At 38.4% G+C, this 15305-nt stretch carries 17 protein-coding genes and 1 pseudogene; 9 read left to right on the forward strand and 9 right to left on the reverse strand.

Features of this window, described 5'->3' with window-relative positions; all coding sequences use genetic code 11:
• Positions 1-263 precede the first annotated feature (263 nt).
• Complete coding sequence (locus ACM0OP_RS16245; protein ID WP_414529461.1) at positions 264-758, forward strand: response regulator; 495 nt, start codon at positions 264-266, stop codon at positions 756-758.
• A gap of 104 nt (positions 759-862) precedes the next feature.
• On the opposite strand, the gene ACM0OP_RS16250 is transcribed toward ACM0OP_RS16245, so the two are convergent.
• Positions 863-1744, reverse strand: a complete 882-nt coding sequence (locus tag ACM0OP_RS16250) for a carbohydrate ABC transporter permease (RefSeq protein WP_414529462.1) — start codon at positions 1742-1744, stop codon at positions 863-865.
• A 24-nt stretch (positions 1745-1768) separates the two neighbouring features.
• Here ACM0OP_RS16250 and purN point away from each other — a divergent pair, with 24 nt between their 5' ends.
• Both purN and ACM0OP_RS16260 read left to right on the forward strand, forming a co-directional pair.
• Positions 1769-2410, forward strand: coding sequence for a phosphoribosylglycinamide formyltransferase (purN, locus tag ACM0OP_RS16255; RefSeq protein WP_414529463.1), 642 nt, complete (start codon positions 1769-1771; stop codon positions 2408-2410).
• A 63-nt stretch (positions 2411-2473) separates the two neighbouring features.
• On the forward strand, positions 2474-3373 hold the full coding sequence (locus ACM0OP_RS16260; protein WP_414529464.1) for an Rpn family recombination-promoting nuclease/putative transposase: 900 nt from the start codon (positions 2474-2476) through the stop codon (positions 3371-3373).
• Positions 3374-3453: 80 nt separating this feature from the next.
• Here ACM0OP_RS16260 and ACM0OP_RS16265 read toward each other — a convergent pair whose 3' ends face one another.
• The 4 genes from ACM0OP_RS16265 to ACM0OP_RS16280 all read right to left on the reverse strand — a co-directional run bounded on the left by ACM0OP_RS16265 (position 3454) and on the right by ACM0OP_RS16280 (position 5730).
• On the reverse strand, positions 3454-4044 hold the full coding sequence (locus ACM0OP_RS16265; RefSeq protein WP_414529465.1) for a CPBP family intramembrane glutamic endopeptidase: 591 nt from the start codon (positions 4042-4044) through the stop codon (positions 3454-3456).
• A gap of 29 nt (positions 4045-4073) precedes the next feature.
• Positions 4074-5141, reverse strand: a complete 1068-nt coding sequence (locus tag ACM0OP_RS16270; protein WP_414529466.1) for a DUF3326 domain-containing protein — start codon at positions 5139-5141, stop codon at positions 4074-4076.
• Positions 5138-5326: a hypothetical protein gene (locus ACM0OP_RS16275; RefSeq protein WP_414529467.1), complete on the reverse strand. Its 189-nt coding sequence runs from the start codon at positions 5324-5326 to the stop codon at positions 5138-5140. The genes ACM0OP_RS16270 and ACM0OP_RS16275 overlap by 4 nt, the downstream gene beginning before the upstream one ends.
• Before the next feature lie 86 nt (positions 5327-5412).
• Positions 5413-5730 (reverse strand): 2Fe-2S iron-sulfur cluster-binding protein, encoded by a 318-nt coding sequence (locus ACM0OP_RS16280; RefSeq protein WP_414529468.1) that lies wholly within the window; start codon positions 5728-5730, stop codon positions 5413-5415.
• A 265-nt stretch (positions 5731-5995) separates the two neighbouring features.
• Here ACM0OP_RS16280 and ACM0OP_RS16285 point away from each other — a divergent pair, with 265 nt between their 5' ends.
• From ACM0OP_RS16285 to ACM0OP_RS16310, 6 genes and pseudogenes are all read left to right on the forward strand, one after another.
• Entirely contained in the window at positions 5996-6904 is a 909-nt protein-coding gene (locus tag ACM0OP_RS16285) for a DUF4351 domain-containing protein (protein WP_414529469.1), read from the forward strand.
• A gap of 328 nt (positions 6905-7232) precedes the next feature.
• Positions 7233-9860 (forward strand): bifunctional aconitate hydratase 2/2-methylisocitrate dehydratase, encoded by a 2628-nt coding sequence (gene acnB, locus ACM0OP_RS16290; RefSeq protein WP_414529477.1) that lies wholly within the window; start codon positions 7233-7235, stop codon positions 9858-9860.
• A 182-nt stretch (positions 9861-10042) separates the two neighbouring features.
• The gene (locus tag ACM0OP_RS16295) at positions 10043-11140 is read left to right on the forward strand and encodes a DUF262 domain-containing protein (RefSeq protein WP_414529470.1); all 1098 of its coding nucleotides are present in this window, start codon (positions 10043-10045) and stop codon (positions 11138-11140) included.
• Entirely contained in the window at positions 11137-11868 is a 732-nt protein-coding gene (locus ACM0OP_RS16300; protein ID WP_414529471.1) for an MAE_28990/MAE_18760 family HEPN-like nuclease, read from the forward strand. The genes ACM0OP_RS16295 and ACM0OP_RS16300 overlap by 4 nt, the downstream gene beginning before the upstream one ends.
• Positions 11869-12003: 135 nt before the next feature.
• Positions 12004-12102: pseudogene (locus ACM0OP_RS16305) on the forward strand (type II toxin-antitoxin system RelE family toxin); the annotation flags it as partial.
• Positions 12103-12116: 14 nt separating this feature from the next.
• Complete coding sequence (locus ACM0OP_RS16310; RefSeq protein WP_414529472.1) at positions 12117-12311, forward strand: type II toxin-antitoxin system Phd/YefM family antitoxin; 195 nt, start codon at positions 12117-12119, stop codon at positions 12309-12311.
• Positions 12312-12536: 225 nt separating this feature from the next.
• On the opposite strand, the gene ACM0OP_RS16315 is transcribed toward ACM0OP_RS16310, so the two are convergent.
• The 4 genes from ACM0OP_RS16315 to ACM0OP_RS16330 form a co-directional block, all read right to left on the reverse strand.
• Complete coding sequence (locus ACM0OP_RS16315; RefSeq protein WP_414529473.1) at positions 12537-13838, reverse strand: hypothetical protein; 1302 nt, start codon at positions 13836-13838, stop codon at positions 12537-12539.
• Positions 13839-14030: 192 nt separating this feature from the next.
• Positions 14031-14216 carry a hypothetical protein gene (locus ACM0OP_RS16320; RefSeq protein WP_414529474.1) on the reverse strand — a complete coding sequence of 62 codons (186 nt, stop codon included), beginning with the start codon at positions 14214-14216 and terminating at the stop codon, positions 14031-14033.
• 69 nt (positions 14217-14285) lie between these two features.
• Positions 14286-14429, reverse strand: coding sequence for a hypothetical protein (locus ACM0OP_RS16325; RefSeq protein ID WP_414529475.1), 144 nt, complete (start codon positions 14427-14429; stop codon positions 14286-14288).
• Between the two features lie 374 nt (positions 14430-14803).
• Positions 14804-15305, reverse strand: a 502-nt coding sequence (locus ACM0OP_RS16330; protein WP_414529476.1) for an RICIN domain-containing protein, incomplete at its 5' end; no start/stop codon positions are given.

Genomic DNA, 15305 nt, shown 5'->3' on the forward strand with positions numbered 1-15305 from the left:
TTGCACAACTCATCGGCTGGTGGGTGATTGTCACTGTATATCGAGATTACACCTGAAACACTCATAAACTGCATCAATATTGCAGAATAAATTGCCTAAAAATTGGTGATGTACCGAAAATCCAAGGTTTAACTAGTTTAGGTAACAAGAAATGATGACATATAGGACTCTTCTGTGATTTTTGTGAGACTACACGGCGCTATGTACTTAGATATTTTCCACAAATGAAAAAGGTTGTTTATCGACTCCCAATCGCCCTATAGGTGTTCTTCTCAGTTACATTAGATGATGAGCGATCGCACAAATACATTAGACAAAGCAACAGAGAAATGGACTCTAACTTGGGCAATCTGGCGGGAATTAAAATCCTAGTGGTAGATGACGACCTGGATTCACGAGATTTTATTTGCTTTGTCCTCGAAGCAGAAGGGGCAGAAGTTATATCGGTTTCATCGGCGATGGAAGCACTCAAAACCCTGCCCGAATCACAGGTAGATGTCCTGTTAAGCGATATCGGAATGCCGAAAATGGATGGTTATATGTTGATGCGTGAGGTCAGAAGTTGGACTCCAGAACAAGGGGGAAACACACCAGCGATCGCACTTACTGCCTATGCTGGAGAATGTAACCAAGAACAAGCATTATCCGCCGGCTTTCAGATGCACGTCACTAAGCCAGCCGAACCCACAGAATTAGTCCTAGCCGTTGCCAGACTGGCTGGAAAAACAGTCAATAGTGGAGTAGGGAGTGGGGAGTAGGGAGTGGGTATCAGGTATTGGGGACTGGGGATTGGGGACTGGGAATTGGGAAGTAACAATCTTTCCCCCTGCACCCTGCACCCCTGCCTCTTCCCCCCTACCTCTTACTCCTCGCCCCAGGTTTGTAACTGCAAGTACACAAGGAGTAAGGTAACGGCTAACAGCACAGTAGCAGCGGCGGCGGCGTAACCAAAATCAAATTGGGAAAAGGCTTCTTGGTAAATGTAGTAAACCAGCAAGTTAGTAGAGTTGAGGGGACCACCACCAGTAATTACATAAACTTGTTCAAAACTGCGTAAGGTAAAAATGGCTGTGGTGACGGTGGCAAATATCATTGTGGGTTGCAACCCTGGTAAAGTTACGTGCCAAAACTGCTGCCAAGCATTAGCCCCATCTAGTTCTGCGGCTTCGTAGCGACTGGGGGGAATAGCTTGTATCCCTGCCAAAAATACCACCATATTAAAGCCCAATTGTTTCCAAATACTCAGGACAATTAATACTGGCATTGCCCAAGTTGTACTTCCTAACCAGGGAATGGGTGCAATACCAAAGAAGTTTAAAAATTCGTTGGCTGGGCCGGATGTTTGAAATAGCCAGCGAAACCCTAAACCAGCCGCCACCAGGGAGATAATTGAAGGTAAAAAATAGGCACTACGCAGCAGTCCCCGCAAGGCGAGAGATTTATCTAATAACACCGCTAGCCCCAAGGGGATGATTAAGCTGGGAATGACTGTGGCTACAGTAAAATATATGGTGTTGCCTAAGACTTGCCAAAAATCTGGGGTCTGTAGCAAGCGGGAATAATTCCTTAAACCTACCCAAGTTGTACCTGATGCGGTGAAACTTCCAGTAGTAAAACTGAGGTAGCACAAATAAGCAATCGGCCAAATAATGAAGATACTTAGTAAAATCAGCGCCGGGGAGAGAAAAATCCAAGCCGCAAATGTATCATTATCTAACCAGGACTTAGTATATGTTTTTGGCATTTATAATTTTTCCTCTTTGTTGTTATGACTCTTTGCCCTGATTCTACCGTTAGCCTAGTTGCTCCCAGTGTTACTAAAACCCTATTTTCCCATAGCACTCCTTTAAAACTGGGGGTTATGGCTTCTGGTAGTGGCAGTAATTTTGAAGCTGTTGCCCAAGCGATCGCCAATCAACAACTTAACGCCCAAATTCAAGTTTTAATTTATAATAACCCTTCAGCGAAAGCAGCAGTCAGGGCAGCTAATCACGGTGTGGAAGCTGTATTATTAAATCACCGCGACTATTCCGACCGAGAAGCATTTGACGGAGAAATTGTCAATACCTTGCAGAGACATGATGTTGATTGGGTGATTATGGCTGGTTGGATGCGCTTGGTGACACCAGTTTTAATTGATGCCTTTCCAGATAAAATCATTAATATCCATCCTAGTTTGTTGCCCAGTTTTAAAGGTATTAATGCTGTAGAACAAGCTTTAGCATCAGGTGTCAAAATTACAGGCTGTACTGTACATTTAGTGTGTTTGGAAGTAGACAGCGGCCCCATATTAATGCAAGCTGCTGTGCCAATTTTACCAGAGGATACCGCAGAAACTCTACACGCCAGGATTCAAATTCAGGAACATCGCATTTTACCACAGGCGATCGCCCTAGCTGCGGCCAGGTAAATCAATAGAAATAGACGTGCGCCAAATCGCCATTCTCTAAACCCAGAAACCAGCATCACTTAAATGATAGATCACGATAGACTATTTAAAGAATTAATCCAAACATTCTTTTGGGAATTTATTGAACTATTTTTACCAGAAGTTTTAGAGTATGTTGCACAAGACAGCCTCAACTTTTTAACAGAAGAAATATTTACCGATGTCACCACAGGAGAAAAAAGAAGAGTAGACTTATTAGCACAGGTCAAATGGAGAGGAGAAGACAGTTATTTTCTAATTCACCTAGAAAACCAAGCATATAATCAAAAAGAAATTGAACGGCGGATGTTTCATTACTTCGCCCGTTTAGATGCTAAATTTTTAATGCCAATTTTCCCTATAGTTATATTTTCCTACGACGAACCCAAAAGGCCAGAAAAAAGCCAATATGTAGTTGAGTTTCCCCATCGCAAGATTTTAGAATTTAACTATGTTGCCATTCAATTAAATAATCTCAACTGGCGAAGTTTTTTAAATAAACCAAATCCCGTAGCCGCCGCCTTAATGGCAAAAATGAACTTTCCACCAGAAGAGAAAATCAGAGTTAAGCTAGAATGCTTAAGGATGTTAGTTACGCTGCAATTAAACCCTGCTAAAATAGAATTAATTTCTGGTTTTATTGACACCTACCTAAAATTAAACACAACTGAAGAACAAGAATTAAACGCTGAACTACACGAAGCTAATTTAATTGAAGAGGAAAAAATCATGGAAATAGTGACAAGTTGGATGGAAAGGGGCATTGAACAAGGAGAACAAAAAATTGTTAAAAGACTAATAAAGCGGCGATTTAATGATATTACCCCTGCTATAGAAAGCCGAATTAATGAATTATCTTCACCACAAATCGAAAGTCTAGCAGATGCGATTTTTGATTTGCAAAGTTTAGAAGATTTAATCAATTGGTTAGAGCAACAAAGGTAATAAGATAGTAGTGAAAACTTTAGTCATATTCATGTTTTGTGCGAAATGTCATCGGTGTTTCAATATCCGAAAACAAACCTTTAAGCAGTTTTAACTTGGCGCAATTTCCAGAAAAAGCCAGAAACCCAATTTGTGATCATGTGGGCAATAATTGGTACTAATAAGTTACCAGTAAATAAGGCACTAAAACCTAACATTAAGCCAATGATAGTTGCCCAAATTACATAAGGCCATTGTTCCGAACCACTGAGATGCAAAACCCCAAAGGCTAAACTGGAAACAATCACTGCTACATAATTGAAGCCTAAAGCAGGCAACATCACACCCCGAAATAATAGTTCTTCACTTAAGGCCGGGAGTAAACCCAGCCAAATCAGGTCGGGTAGAACTAAAGGTTTGATCACTATATTCAGATAATAGTCAGCGCTTTTACGGTAGGGAGGACAGAGGCGATAAGCTAAACCACTGAAAGCTGTAATCACTAATGCTAGGCCTAACCCTAACAGGACATCTCTGGGGGAGAATTGCCATTTTAATAAGTAAAAATTGTCATAGGTTAGCAATACTTTGGCGACTACCCACAACAGGATTGCAGTCACTCCCATAGCGACTAATACTTGGGTACGTGTTAAGTATGGAATTTCTGGTTCTTGATTTTGTTGTTCAACCACGGGTTTTTGGGAATTAGAGATTGGGGAAACTATATGATAACTGGCTTTAATGACGATATTTGAGGACTGAGGGCGGCGGGATTGATGCCGGCTTTATGAGCTACTAATACTCCTACTGCCTCTAAATATGAGTTTACCTGCAAAGCTGTGATTCCTAACGCTGGGGCGGGAACTTGCATGATAGTTTGATTTTCTGCCACAGTGATAATTTGGCACTGCTTTTGGTTTAAACTGATTAAGGCACTACTCCCACAAGCATTTACAGGTGCGATCGCACAATCTACTTGATCTGCCCAAATATCATCTGCTAAAGATGTCATTGGATCTTTTTCTATAATAAATTGTGGGGCGCGACTTAAACCCACTAGGACGCAGGGTAAAAAAGTATACCCTAATTCTTCCGCAGCCGAACGAGGGGATAAATTGGGTTCTGGGGGGGCGCTGGCTAAAGCTGGAGCATGGGCGCAGGGTATTTTAAAGGTGCGGACGATTAAATGGCTAATTACGGCTTCTGCACCAGCTAAAGGGTCTACCCCTTGGCCTTGACGATAATTTTGTACTGCTTGTTCATCTATATTATCGGGGAAACGGGCGACAACTGCGATCGCATCCGCACCAGCTTTGTGAATTAATATTTCCGCCGCCCTGAGTAAACTGTCAGGGTTGCCAATGGTTCCCCAACTAGCCCCTGATGATGAGGTGCGTAATTCTACGTTTAGCGGTGCATCAGTAACCACATAATCTGTAAGAGTTAAACCCAGGGTAGCCCTGGCTGCATCGGCTGCTTGCAGGTGTCGCAGTTGTAATTCTGGTTCAATCCCTTGGTCTAAAAGCAAACCGATTTTATTCTGACGCACCGGGCGTAAACCCCAGCACCCAGAGGCAAATTTATCAAGTCCGCAACCTTCCACATAAAGAGTGTTGGGGAGGTTCCAATACAAACTAGCACCATTGAGGACATTGGGGTGAGTAATTAGGCGATCGCACACCTGTGATATAACCTTAGCGACAGGCAAAGCATCACCAGCATAACCGCCAATTGCTGCTCCCACCCCAGTAGGTATAATTAAAATCGCTGTATAAGGACGTTGATTCACTCGGCTGATGCAGAATCCAATGTCACAACAGCTTCAACAGTAGCTTTTTGCTGTGGTTCATCCACAGAAGTAATCGCCCAACGCAGAGGTTCACCCTGCTTTTGCAACTCAGCCTCAATTGCCTTTTCTAACTCAGTGGGAGTTTCTTGCAAATCAACCTCTGCGGTAATAAAATGAGTTGTCATCGTATTAATTCCTGAATATGACTAGTTTCTACAATAACTGATATTAGTCACCAGTCATCACATAACTGATAACTGTTCACTGATGATTAGTCTTTACCAAATTGCAACTTATAAACGATTTCTTCCTTTTCAGTATCAATTTTTAAATCAGAACGGGGATAAGCAACACACAGCAAAGCGTAACCCTGTTTTTGTAGTTCGAGACTCACGCCCATACCCTCAGCTTGATCTACAGTTCCCTGAGTAATTTGACCAGCGCAAGTAGTACAAACCCCTGCATTGCAAGAACTAGGTAAATCTAGACCAGCCGCCTCAGCTACTGATAAGATTGTTTCATTTTCCGGGACTTGTAAAGTATGAATTTTACCTTGGTGGTTAATTTCAACGGTGTAAGTGTTGGACATATACAAAATCAGGGGATGCAACGGACAAGTTAATTATTCTATCTGAAATTAGTTAAAAATATTGCAGATATCCCATAAATATTTAGATTAATTCACAGATCAATGTTCTTAAAGTCCCATTTTTTAGGGAAGTTTAGGGGGATGTAAAAATATTGAATCCAACACCAATAATTAATTTTGCAGATATCAGCTTACAAATAATTGAGGATTGCTATATAATCAGGGGTTGAATTATATACCATAATTTACTCAAAATTTACATCGAATGACACGTTTTATACATGATAAATTCGCCAAAGACTATCTAGAAGAATTATTAAAAGATTATGGAGAAGTCAAAGCATCAGAAAAAGTTTCAGGAGAAATTAAAGAAATAGATGTTTTATTCACTCCTGCTAAACAAAAAAGCGCTAATATCCAAGTATTGGGTTTATTAGGAAGATTTGCCGAACATCCAGCCATCATAGAACCATATCGCAATCCAGCTTCTAGCGATGAAATCTGCGACTGTCTTCTCAAGTTATTAGAAATCAAGGCTTTATTACGACGAGAAGCCAAAGCCAATAAAATCAAACTTCAGGAGTCAGAAATTCCTAAATTGTGGATTTTAACCCCCACCATATCTGAAACTCGGTTGTCTAGCTTTGGAACAGTTCAAAAACAAAGTTGGTTATCAGGAGTACATTTTCTAGCAGATGCCTTGCGGACAGCAATTGTGGCGATACACCAACTACCGCAAACACCGGAAACATTATGGTTAAGGCTTTTGGGTAGGGGAAGTGTGCAGTCACAAGCAATTGTCGAGTTGCAAGCGTTACCATTAGATCACCCATACCAGAAAGCGACCCTGGAATTAGTTTACAACTTGCGTGAAAACTTGAAAGTAAATCAAGAACTAGAAGCAGATGATAGGGAGTTAATTATGCGATTAGAACCACTGTATCAAAGAAATAGAGAACAAGCTAAAGAAGAAGGCAGACAAGAGGGAAGACAAGAAGGAGAACAACAATTAATAATACGTCTACTTAATCGCCGTATCGGTGAAATTGATGCTTTATTAATCGAGCGAATTGCCGGGTTATCGATTGAACAGTTAGAGAACTTAGGAGAGGCGTTATTAGACTTTTCTAGTGTTGCTGATTTAGAAACTTGGTTTAACCAACAATCAGAATAAATTATCAATAGCATTTCCTGTTCTATTGACGTACCAAATTATCTGCGTGTATCTGCGTTTAATTATTGTTGCTTGTACTTCACTGGAATGGGAATTGCCATAACCCAAGTCTGATTATAAAACAACACTAAACAGACTTGATGATCTTATATCAAAGGTGAAAGATATTGAATTAACAAAAACTATCCTGAAAGTATAAAATCAAATTCCTAATAATCAATTACCCGTAAGGCTTTCGGCTATAAAAAGCAGGTAAAGTTTTATAGCCAAGATTTGCCTAAAAATATTTCATAATGAAGAAGAGAACATCCCAATGGAGAACACGAAAATGCTAGAACAATACCGTGATCATGTTGCGGAACGCGCCCAACTCGGTATTCCCCCTTTACCATTGGATGCGAAGCAAACTTCACAACTGTGCGACTTGCTGCAAAATCCGCCGGAGGGTGAAGAAGATACATTATTGCATTTATTGTGCGATCGCGTGCCTCCCGGAGTAGATGAAGCAGCTTATGTCAAAGCGGGATTTCTGACAGCCATTGCCAAAAGCGAAATTACCAGTTCCTTAGTTACTCCCGTAGCCGCAGTACAATTACTGGGAACAATGGTAGGCGGTTATAACGTGCAATCCTTAATTGATTTGCTGAAAATTTCTAGTGGCGAATCAGAAGAGGGAGAAACACCTTTAGTCATGAAGGGTGAAGGTAGAGAACCCATCGCTGCTTATGCCGCGGCCTCCCTCAGTAAAATTCTTTTGGTGTATGATGCCTTTCATGATGTCTTAGAATTATCCCAAACAAATCCTTTCGCCAAGCGAGTGGTTGACTCTTGGGCAAATGCGGAATGGTTTACTATTCGCCCCACAGTACCAGAAGCCATTACTGTCACCGTGTTTAAAGTCCCTGGGGAAACCAACACCGATGACTTATCCCCAGCCACCCACGCCACCACCCGCCCGGATATTCCCTTACACGCCCTAGCCATGCTAGAGTCACGGCAACCGGGAAGTTTAGAAACCATTGTCGAGTTAAAACAAAAAGGACATCCACTGGCTTACGTCGGCGATGTTGTCGGTACTGGTTCCTCGCGCAAATCTGCCATTAACTCAGTATTGTGGCATTTAGGAAATGATATACCTTATGTACCAAACAAACGCGCTGGGGGTTATATTTTAGGTAATGCGATCGCGCCAATTTTCTTTAACACAGCCGAAGATGCCGGTGCTTTGCCCATTGAATGCGATGTCAGTAACTTAGAAACTGGTATGGTAATTACCATCCATCCCTACAAAGGCGAAATCACCAACGAAGCCGGCGAAGTCATTTCCACCTTCACCCTCAAACCCGAAACCATCTTTGATGAAGTCCGCGCCGGTGGACGCATTCCCTTACTCATTGGCCGTACCCTCACCGACAAAACCCGCGAAGCATTGGGTTTAGAACCCAGCACAGTATTTATTCGTCCCCAAGAACCCCAGGATACAGGCAAAGGTTACACCCTCGCCCAAAAAATGGTCGGTAAAGCTTGCGGTTTACCCGGTGTACGTCCGGGGACATCATGCGAACCCCTAATGACTACCGTTGGTTCCCAGGATACCACAGGCCCCATGACCCGCGACGAATTAAAAGAACTCGCTTGTTTGGGTTTCAGTGCAGACTTAGTAATGCAGAGTTTCTGTCACACAGCCGCATATCCCAAACCAGTAGACATTAAAACACACCAAGAACTCCCAGATTTCTTTGCCCAACGGGCAGGTGTCGCTTTACGTCCCGGCGATGGTATTATTCACTCTTGGTTAAACCGGATGCTGTTACCCGATACAGTGGGAACAGGTGGCGACTCCCATACTCGCTTCCCCTTGGGTATATCCTTTCCTGCTGGTTCTGGATTAGTCGCCTTTGCTGGTGCATTGGGTGTCATGCCCTTAGATATGCCAGAATCAGTCTTAGTCCGCTTCAAAGGAGAATTGCAACCCGGAATCACCTTACGAGATATTGTTAACGCCATTCCTTACGTTGCGATTCAAAAAGGTTTGCTGACAGTAGAGAAGCAGAATAAGAAAAATATCTACTCAGGGCGCATTCTGGAAATAGAAGGCTTACCAGATTTGAAAGTAGAACAAGCCTTTGAACTCACCGACGCTTCCGCCGAACGTTCTTGTGCAGGTTGTACAATTAAGCTGAGTGTCGAGACAGTTTCTGAATATCTGCGTTCCAATGTCAGCCTGTTAAAGAACATGGTAGCTAGGGGTTACACAGATGCACGTACCATTATGCGCCGGGTGGCGAAAATGGAAGAATGGTTAGCAAACCCCACCTTAATGGAAGCTGATGCAGATGCGGAATATGCAGAAATCATTGAAATTGATTTAAACGAAATCACAGAACCAATTGTCGCTGCACCCAATGACCCTGATAATGTCAAATTATTATCAGAAGTTGCCAATGACCCAGTACAAGAAGTATTTGTAGGTTCTTGTATGACCAATATCGGTCATTATCGAGCAACAGGTAAAGTATTAGAAGGTGCAGGTGCAGTGCAAGCCCGGTTGTGGATTTGTCCACCTACGCGCATGGATGAATATCAATTAAAACAAGAAGGTGTGTATAACATCTTTGAAGCGGCAAATGCGCGTACAGAAATGCCTGGATGTAGTTTATGTATGGGGAATCAGGCGCGAGTTAAAGATGGTACGACTGTGTTTTCTACCTCAACTCGTAACTTCAACAATCGCATGGGTAAAGATGCGCGAGTTTACCTTGGTTCGGCAGAATTAGCCGCCGTTTGTGCGTTGTTGGGACGCATTCCCACAGTGCAGGAATATTTGGATATTGTGGCAGAAAAGATTCATCCTTTTGCTGATGATTTGTATCGGTATTTAAACTTTGATCAAATCGCCGGTTTTGAAGATGAGGGTAGGGTGATTAGTCAGGAGGAACAGGCAGCTTTGGTATAATGTAGTTGGGGTGAGTCTTGATGGCTCACCTGGACTTTACGAGTATAGTATTAAAGGTCATTATTAAGATTTTTTACATTATACATTAAACCAGTGCAATGGTAAATTTAAATATATTTGTACAACGTAAATTAATCAACTAATCTCTGGCTACAAACACTAGGAAAAATTAATCGTTAAATATGGTCACTCAATTAGAAATTACAAATCAGCGCAAAGAAAGTGCGGAACAAGAAATCCGTGAAAAAACGAAGCGTGTTGACTACAACACTTTAGAGTACCCTATTGAAGTAATTGTTCAAAAATATTTGGACGGAAAAGATAAAGATGAAAATGAAGTGTTTATTCCAGATTATCAGCGAGAGATGTCTTGGGATGAAGATAGGCAATCAAAATTTATCGAATCTGTAATTTTAGGTTTACCACTTCCTTATATTTTTGTTGCTGACATATCAGGATCAGAGGATTTAGCCCGGTTAGAAATTATAGATGGTACACAACGTATTCGGACTTTAGACGAATTTATTAATAATAGACTAAGATTACAAAATCTTAAGAAGTTGGAAAATTTGAATGGGTTTAATTTTCAAGATTTACCACTACCACGCCAAAGGCGTTTTAACAGAACTACGATTAGAATGATTCAATTAACAGAAGATGCAGATGAAGAAATTAGAAGGGATCTTTTTGAAAGAATTAACACTGGTAGTCTTGAATTAAACGAAATGGAGAAACGCAGGGGAAGTTATCCAGGAAAGTTTCTTGATTTGGTTGAGGAATTATCAAAATCTCAAAAATTTATAGATTTATGCTCTTTTAGTAAAACTGAAATTGATAAAAGAGATACTCAAGAATTTGTTTTACGGTTTTTTGCCTTTCTAAATAATTATCAAAATTACCGTGATTTTGATAACAAAGTTCATGATTTCTTGGATGAATATTTAAAACAGGAAAATAAATCCGATGTAGACAAAATAAATGCTATGAGAAATGAATTTTATTCAATGTTAGAATTTGTAGAACGACACTGCCCCAATTCTTTACATATTTATCTAAAAACTAAGAACCTCTATAAACCTACAACTCGAATTAAGTTTGAATCTATTACGGTAGGTATTGCCTTGGCGTTAAGAGAAAATCCAAATCTAAAACCAAAATCTACTTCTTTTTTAGATTCTGATGATTTTGAAAAATTAACAAAATCCGATGCTAGTAGTTCCCAAAATAAAGTTATTCGTCGTATTGAATATGTTCGTGATCAGCTTTTAGTTAATTCATGAAAAGTACATTATTTCAAAATTTTGATGAACGCGCTCAAGAAGTTAGTAGATACTTTTTATTATTAAAAAATTTAGAGAAAGGTTCAATTCAACTAAGAATGGGAAATGCAAGCAATCCAAAAACTAAGCCGATCAACAACGATTTAGAAAAAACTCTTAAAGCGACAGGATATTTGTTACTTTACAACCTAGTTGAAGCTACAATGCGTAATGCAATTGAAACAATTTTTGATGAATTAAAAACTAAAAGAGTTTCTTTCGATGAAGTTAGAGAAGAAATTAAAAAGATTGTTATTAATCATGTAAGAGATAGAGATATCCAAACCGAAAATGATCTTTTACTAGGTCTCAGAAATATTTCGATTGATATCATATCAGTTACCTTTGATGCTCTTGTTAAGAAAGAGAATAAGAAAAGACTATTTTCAGGTAATGTCGATGCCAAAGCAATAAGAAATACAGCAAAAATTTATGGTTTTTCATCCACAACAAATAATGATAAAACTAGAGATGGAAGTGACTTACTAACCATTAAAACTAATAGAAATGATTTAGCACATGGTTTTAAGTCATTTGAGGAAGTTGGTAGAAACGCCACTGCTGATGAATTATTGAAAATCCAAAAAAGAGTTATTTGTTATCTAAGAGAAATATTAAAAAATATAGAAATATATATATCAAGTCAAGAATATTTACAGATAAATGTAGAAAATAGTGAAAATAATTAGTGTATGGAAATGATTGGAGTTAAAGTTAGCTTACAATATGATTAGAGAGCGTTAGCGGTAGCTTACCGTAGCTATTGCTCTTTTGCTGATGATTTACAGGGAGACGTAAAACGCTTAACAAATTTTACCCCCGAATATCGTTTAAGAGTAGCTGATTATCGAGTTTTGTTTGAATTAGCAGAACAGACTATCATTATATATAGGGTCAAGCACCGCAGTAAATCTTATGAATAAAAGGAGTTTAAAAAATGATTGAATTGCATCCTGAATTTTTAACAAAAAATTGTGAAAAACAATTTGCAGTTTTACCTTATGAGGAGTTTTTGAAGATTAAAGAATTGTTAGAAGACTTGGAATCTTTACGAGATTTAAGAGAGGCTAAGGAAGAAGAAAAAGATAGTGTTACAGTAACTTTAGCCGATGTTAAAAAGTTGTTATTATAGCAGTTACACAGTGACTACATAAAAATTACTGGATTGGTTTACTCACTGCTACTACTTTAAGAAAATAATGGGTTTTGTATTCGTTATTAGAATAGGACTTATGCAAGCACTAAAAACAGAAATGTTTTTCTAATTGATTTCAGCATCATTCTTATTGAAAACTAGGATAAACAATTTAGTAGCCAAGTCAAATGAGAAATTTTATAATCTCACAGTCAAATTAATTTACTCAATTAAGATTGTAAAGTCTACTGTCTTACCAGTACTGGTAATCCTACCATTTTGTGTTATTAATTCTATATTTTCAAAGCGAAGAGTATTACCACTATCCAGTCTAATTAGAGTTTTAAGTGTGTTGTATGCGGACAAATCAAGATATGTTCCCTGAGAAGTACATTTGGGATTTATTTCTATTCCCCAAATATCTATTAGTTGATCATTACAATTTATTTTTACTCTTTTAGAAGGTGGACTTAATAGTTTTCTGACCTTAATAATATCTCTTTGGATATCTCTTCTCAAAGAAACAGCTTTTTCTCTTCCTGGAGGAATCAAAACAAATCTTTCTGTTAAAATTCTACCATTATTATAATGGTAATTTATTTCATACCAATCATTACTATAATTTTTCAAGGTTGCGAAATAACCAAAACAATTAACGAGTTCCAAATCTATAAATTTACTGCCGATTTGGTTACATTTAATTTCAAAGTTATTAAATTCCGTTGGGTCTATAAAATTCTTTAATTTTACACTAACCTCTTGATATTTTTTGTGTACATGAATTAGATCTTCTTTCGCGATTTTTGTTACTGTGGTTCCATTAGAAATGTTTGTTAATAAAGTAACAGCTTGTTTTAACTTAGATTCTGCCTCTTGTAAATCTGACCTTTTTTTGGGTTGCCTATTTAGGTAATTATTCGATTCTTCAACTAGTTTCTTGCTATCCTGAAAAGTAGTTATGGCTTTTTTCTCAAGAGAATAAACATCATTAATATAAGCTAAATTTTTACGATAATCAATAAGTTTTTCTTGAGCTTGGTCAAATACAACATTTTCTGGGTTAATATTCTCTAAAAGCTTAATTGATTGTAGATATTGAGATTTTGCTTGTTCCCATGTATCCACAGAATGAGGTGGATTTTGTGTTAAGATAGCTGATTTTATAGCTAAATTCATAGCAGCTTCCAAATTTTCTATGCCTTTAATATTATTATTAATAGTTTCTAACTTTGGCTGCATATATTGAAGTTGTACCTGACATTCCTGACATGAAAGGAAAGGTATTTTGACATCAGCAACAAATTTAAGTTGTTTGATATATTCTTCAACTTCTTGATGTGTTTTTTCTAAGGTATCTTTATCTATACTATTAATTGTGTTCAATAATAATGCTTCAATAGTGTTCTTTTTCCCTAAAAATTGTCTTTGGTGATTTTTAATCGAAAGCGCACCCAATAAACTAATCAATAGAATTATCAAACCAATGGATATGCTAATTAACTTAAAATTTGGTTTACTCGCCATAATGTTAATATAATTGGTATTGGTAAAGTAGTGTTGTCTTTTGAAGTTTATAGATAGTTGGTGAATCATAAAAAGTGTTTGGCAAAAATCTGTAATTTTTGCCAAATCAAGAGACTGAATTTTTAATTTGTGATCAAGCTACGCTTAAAATTTGTTGAATTTACTCATGTCTAACTAATCATTTGCACGTTACTAAGGTGTTTGATGGAAGTATTTGCACATATCAATCCATTTTTTACGTATATCTTCATGAGATTGACGGTCTGGATACCAACTAATAGTGGTACGGCGACAACTTTTACATTTTTCACCTTGAGAAACTTGTTGTTGTGTATTACAATGACCACAATACAGAACTTCGCTATCGTAGCTACCCATATTTATCTCCTTTAATAATATGTTGAGTAGTAGGGATAAATAATTCATTCATCCCTCAGCATTAAAAAACTAGGATTTCTTGCCACCTTTAGCGGCTTGAGCTGCTGCTTGTGCGATCGCCGCGTAAGCAGCACGATTTGGTTCTTTAGAGCCTTGTTCGGCGTGACCCTGCTCTTTATTAGTGGTTACTTTTCTGTCCATATTTTCAGACATTATTGTTATCTCCTCTATCTACTGGCTACATTTACGGTTTTTGGAGGTGATTTTTTGTCACTTTTTTATGGTAACGATCCCCTTAATCAATCAGCCAGATCAGTTAAAGTAGATCAAAGCTGATCTTTAAAGGATCTTGACAAATGAAATATTTAGATGTTTATCAGCAAACGGAACGTTAACAACCGCATGGGTAAAGATGCACAACTTTACCTTGGTTATTGTGAAAAATATTAGTTCTTTGCAGAAAAAATTGCGTTATCAGTATCAGTAGAGAATAAAGAGGATAGCAGTTTTTTGTTTCATTTTATGACAACATAAACATTAAAACTATCCTCTCATCAATTATTAGTCTGAAAGTGAGTGAAAGATGGTTAAATTAATTTCCAAAGATGGAAAGGATTATGTGACATTGGTTGAGGATGCATATAAACTTTTTCACCATTTGCACCACCAGAATCTAAAACTCTGCCAGTAGCTTTACTGATAATCATATAAGCATCCCCTACCTTTTGCAATCTCCAAAGGTGGAAGGGATTATGTGGCATTGGTTGAGGATGCATATAAGCTTCAGCACCATTTGCACCGCCAGAATCTAAAGCTCTACCTGTTGCTTGACTGATAATCATATAATCATCCCCTACTCTTTGAAAATTCCAAAGATGGAAATTATTATGGGGATTTCTGTGAGGATGCATATAAGCTTCAGCACCATTTGCACCACCTGCGTCTAAAGCTCTATTTGTTGCTTGACTGACAACTGTAGCCCTAGAAGGCACATTTCGATTAGTAGACCTTAAGGCTACATTTGCATGGGTGCTATTGCAGAAGTGTTGAATGTTAAGAAAGAGGTGATAAAAATAACCCAAAATATGG

It is taken from the genome of Nodularia chucula CCY0103 (assembly GCF_963923915.1).
Taxonomy (GTDB): Bacteria; Cyanobacteriota; Cyanobacteriia; order Cyanobacteriales; family Nostocaceae; genus Nodularia; species Nodularia chucula.

Bases quoted from the DNA above. Each gene is read 5' to 3' on its own strand.
- ACM0OP_RS16325 (WP_414529475.1), bottom strand. From the start codon at position 14,429: ATGTCTGAAAATATGGACAGAAAAGTAACCACTAATAAAGAGCAGGGT.
- ACM0OP_RS16275 (WP_414529467.1), bottom strand. From the start codon at position 5,326: ATGACAACTCATTTTATTACCGCAGAGGTTGATTTGCAAGAAACTCCC.
- ACM0OP_RS16310 (WP_414529472.1), top strand. From the start codon at position 12,117: ATGATTGAATTGCATCCTGAATTTTTAACAAAAAATTGTGAAAAACAA.
- ACM0OP_RS16295 (WP_414529470.1), top strand. From the start codon at position 10,043: ATGGTCACTCAATTAGAAATTACAAATCAGCGCAAAGAAAGTGCGGAA.
- ACM0OP_RS16260 (WP_414529464.1), top strand. From the start codon at position 2,474: ATGATAGATCACGATAGACTATTTAAAGAATTAATCCAAACATTCTTT.
- purN (WP_414529463.1), top strand. From the start codon at position 1,769: ATGACTCTTTGCCCTGATTCTACCGTTAGCCTAGTTGCTCCCAGTGTT.
- ACM0OP_RS16315 (WP_414529473.1), bottom strand. From the start codon at position 13,838: ATGGCGAGTAAACCAAATTTTAAGTTAATTAGCATATCCATTGGTTTG.
- ACM0OP_RS16280 (WP_414529468.1), bottom strand. From the start codon at position 5,730: ATGTCCAACACTTACACCGTTGAAATTAACCACCAAGGTAAAATTCAT.
- ACM0OP_RS16250 (WP_414529462.1), bottom strand. From the start codon at position 1,744: ATGCCAAAAACATATACTAAGTCCTGGTTAGATAATGATACATTTGCG.
- ACM0OP_RS16300 (WP_414529471.1), top strand. From the start codon at position 11,137: ATGAAAAGTACATTATTTCAAAATTTTGATGAACGCGCTCAAGAAGTT.
- ACM0OP_RS16320 (WP_414529474.1), bottom strand. From the start codon at position 14,216: ATGGGTAGCTACGATAGCGAAGTTCTGTATTGTGGTCATTGTAATACA.
- acnB (WP_414529477.1), top strand. From the start codon at position 7,233: ATGCTAGAACAATACCGTGATCATGTTGCGGAACGCGCCCAACTCGGT.
- ACM0OP_RS16285 (WP_414529469.1), top strand. From the start codon at position 5,996: ATGACACGTTTTATACATGATAAATTCGCCAAAGACTATCTAGAAGAA.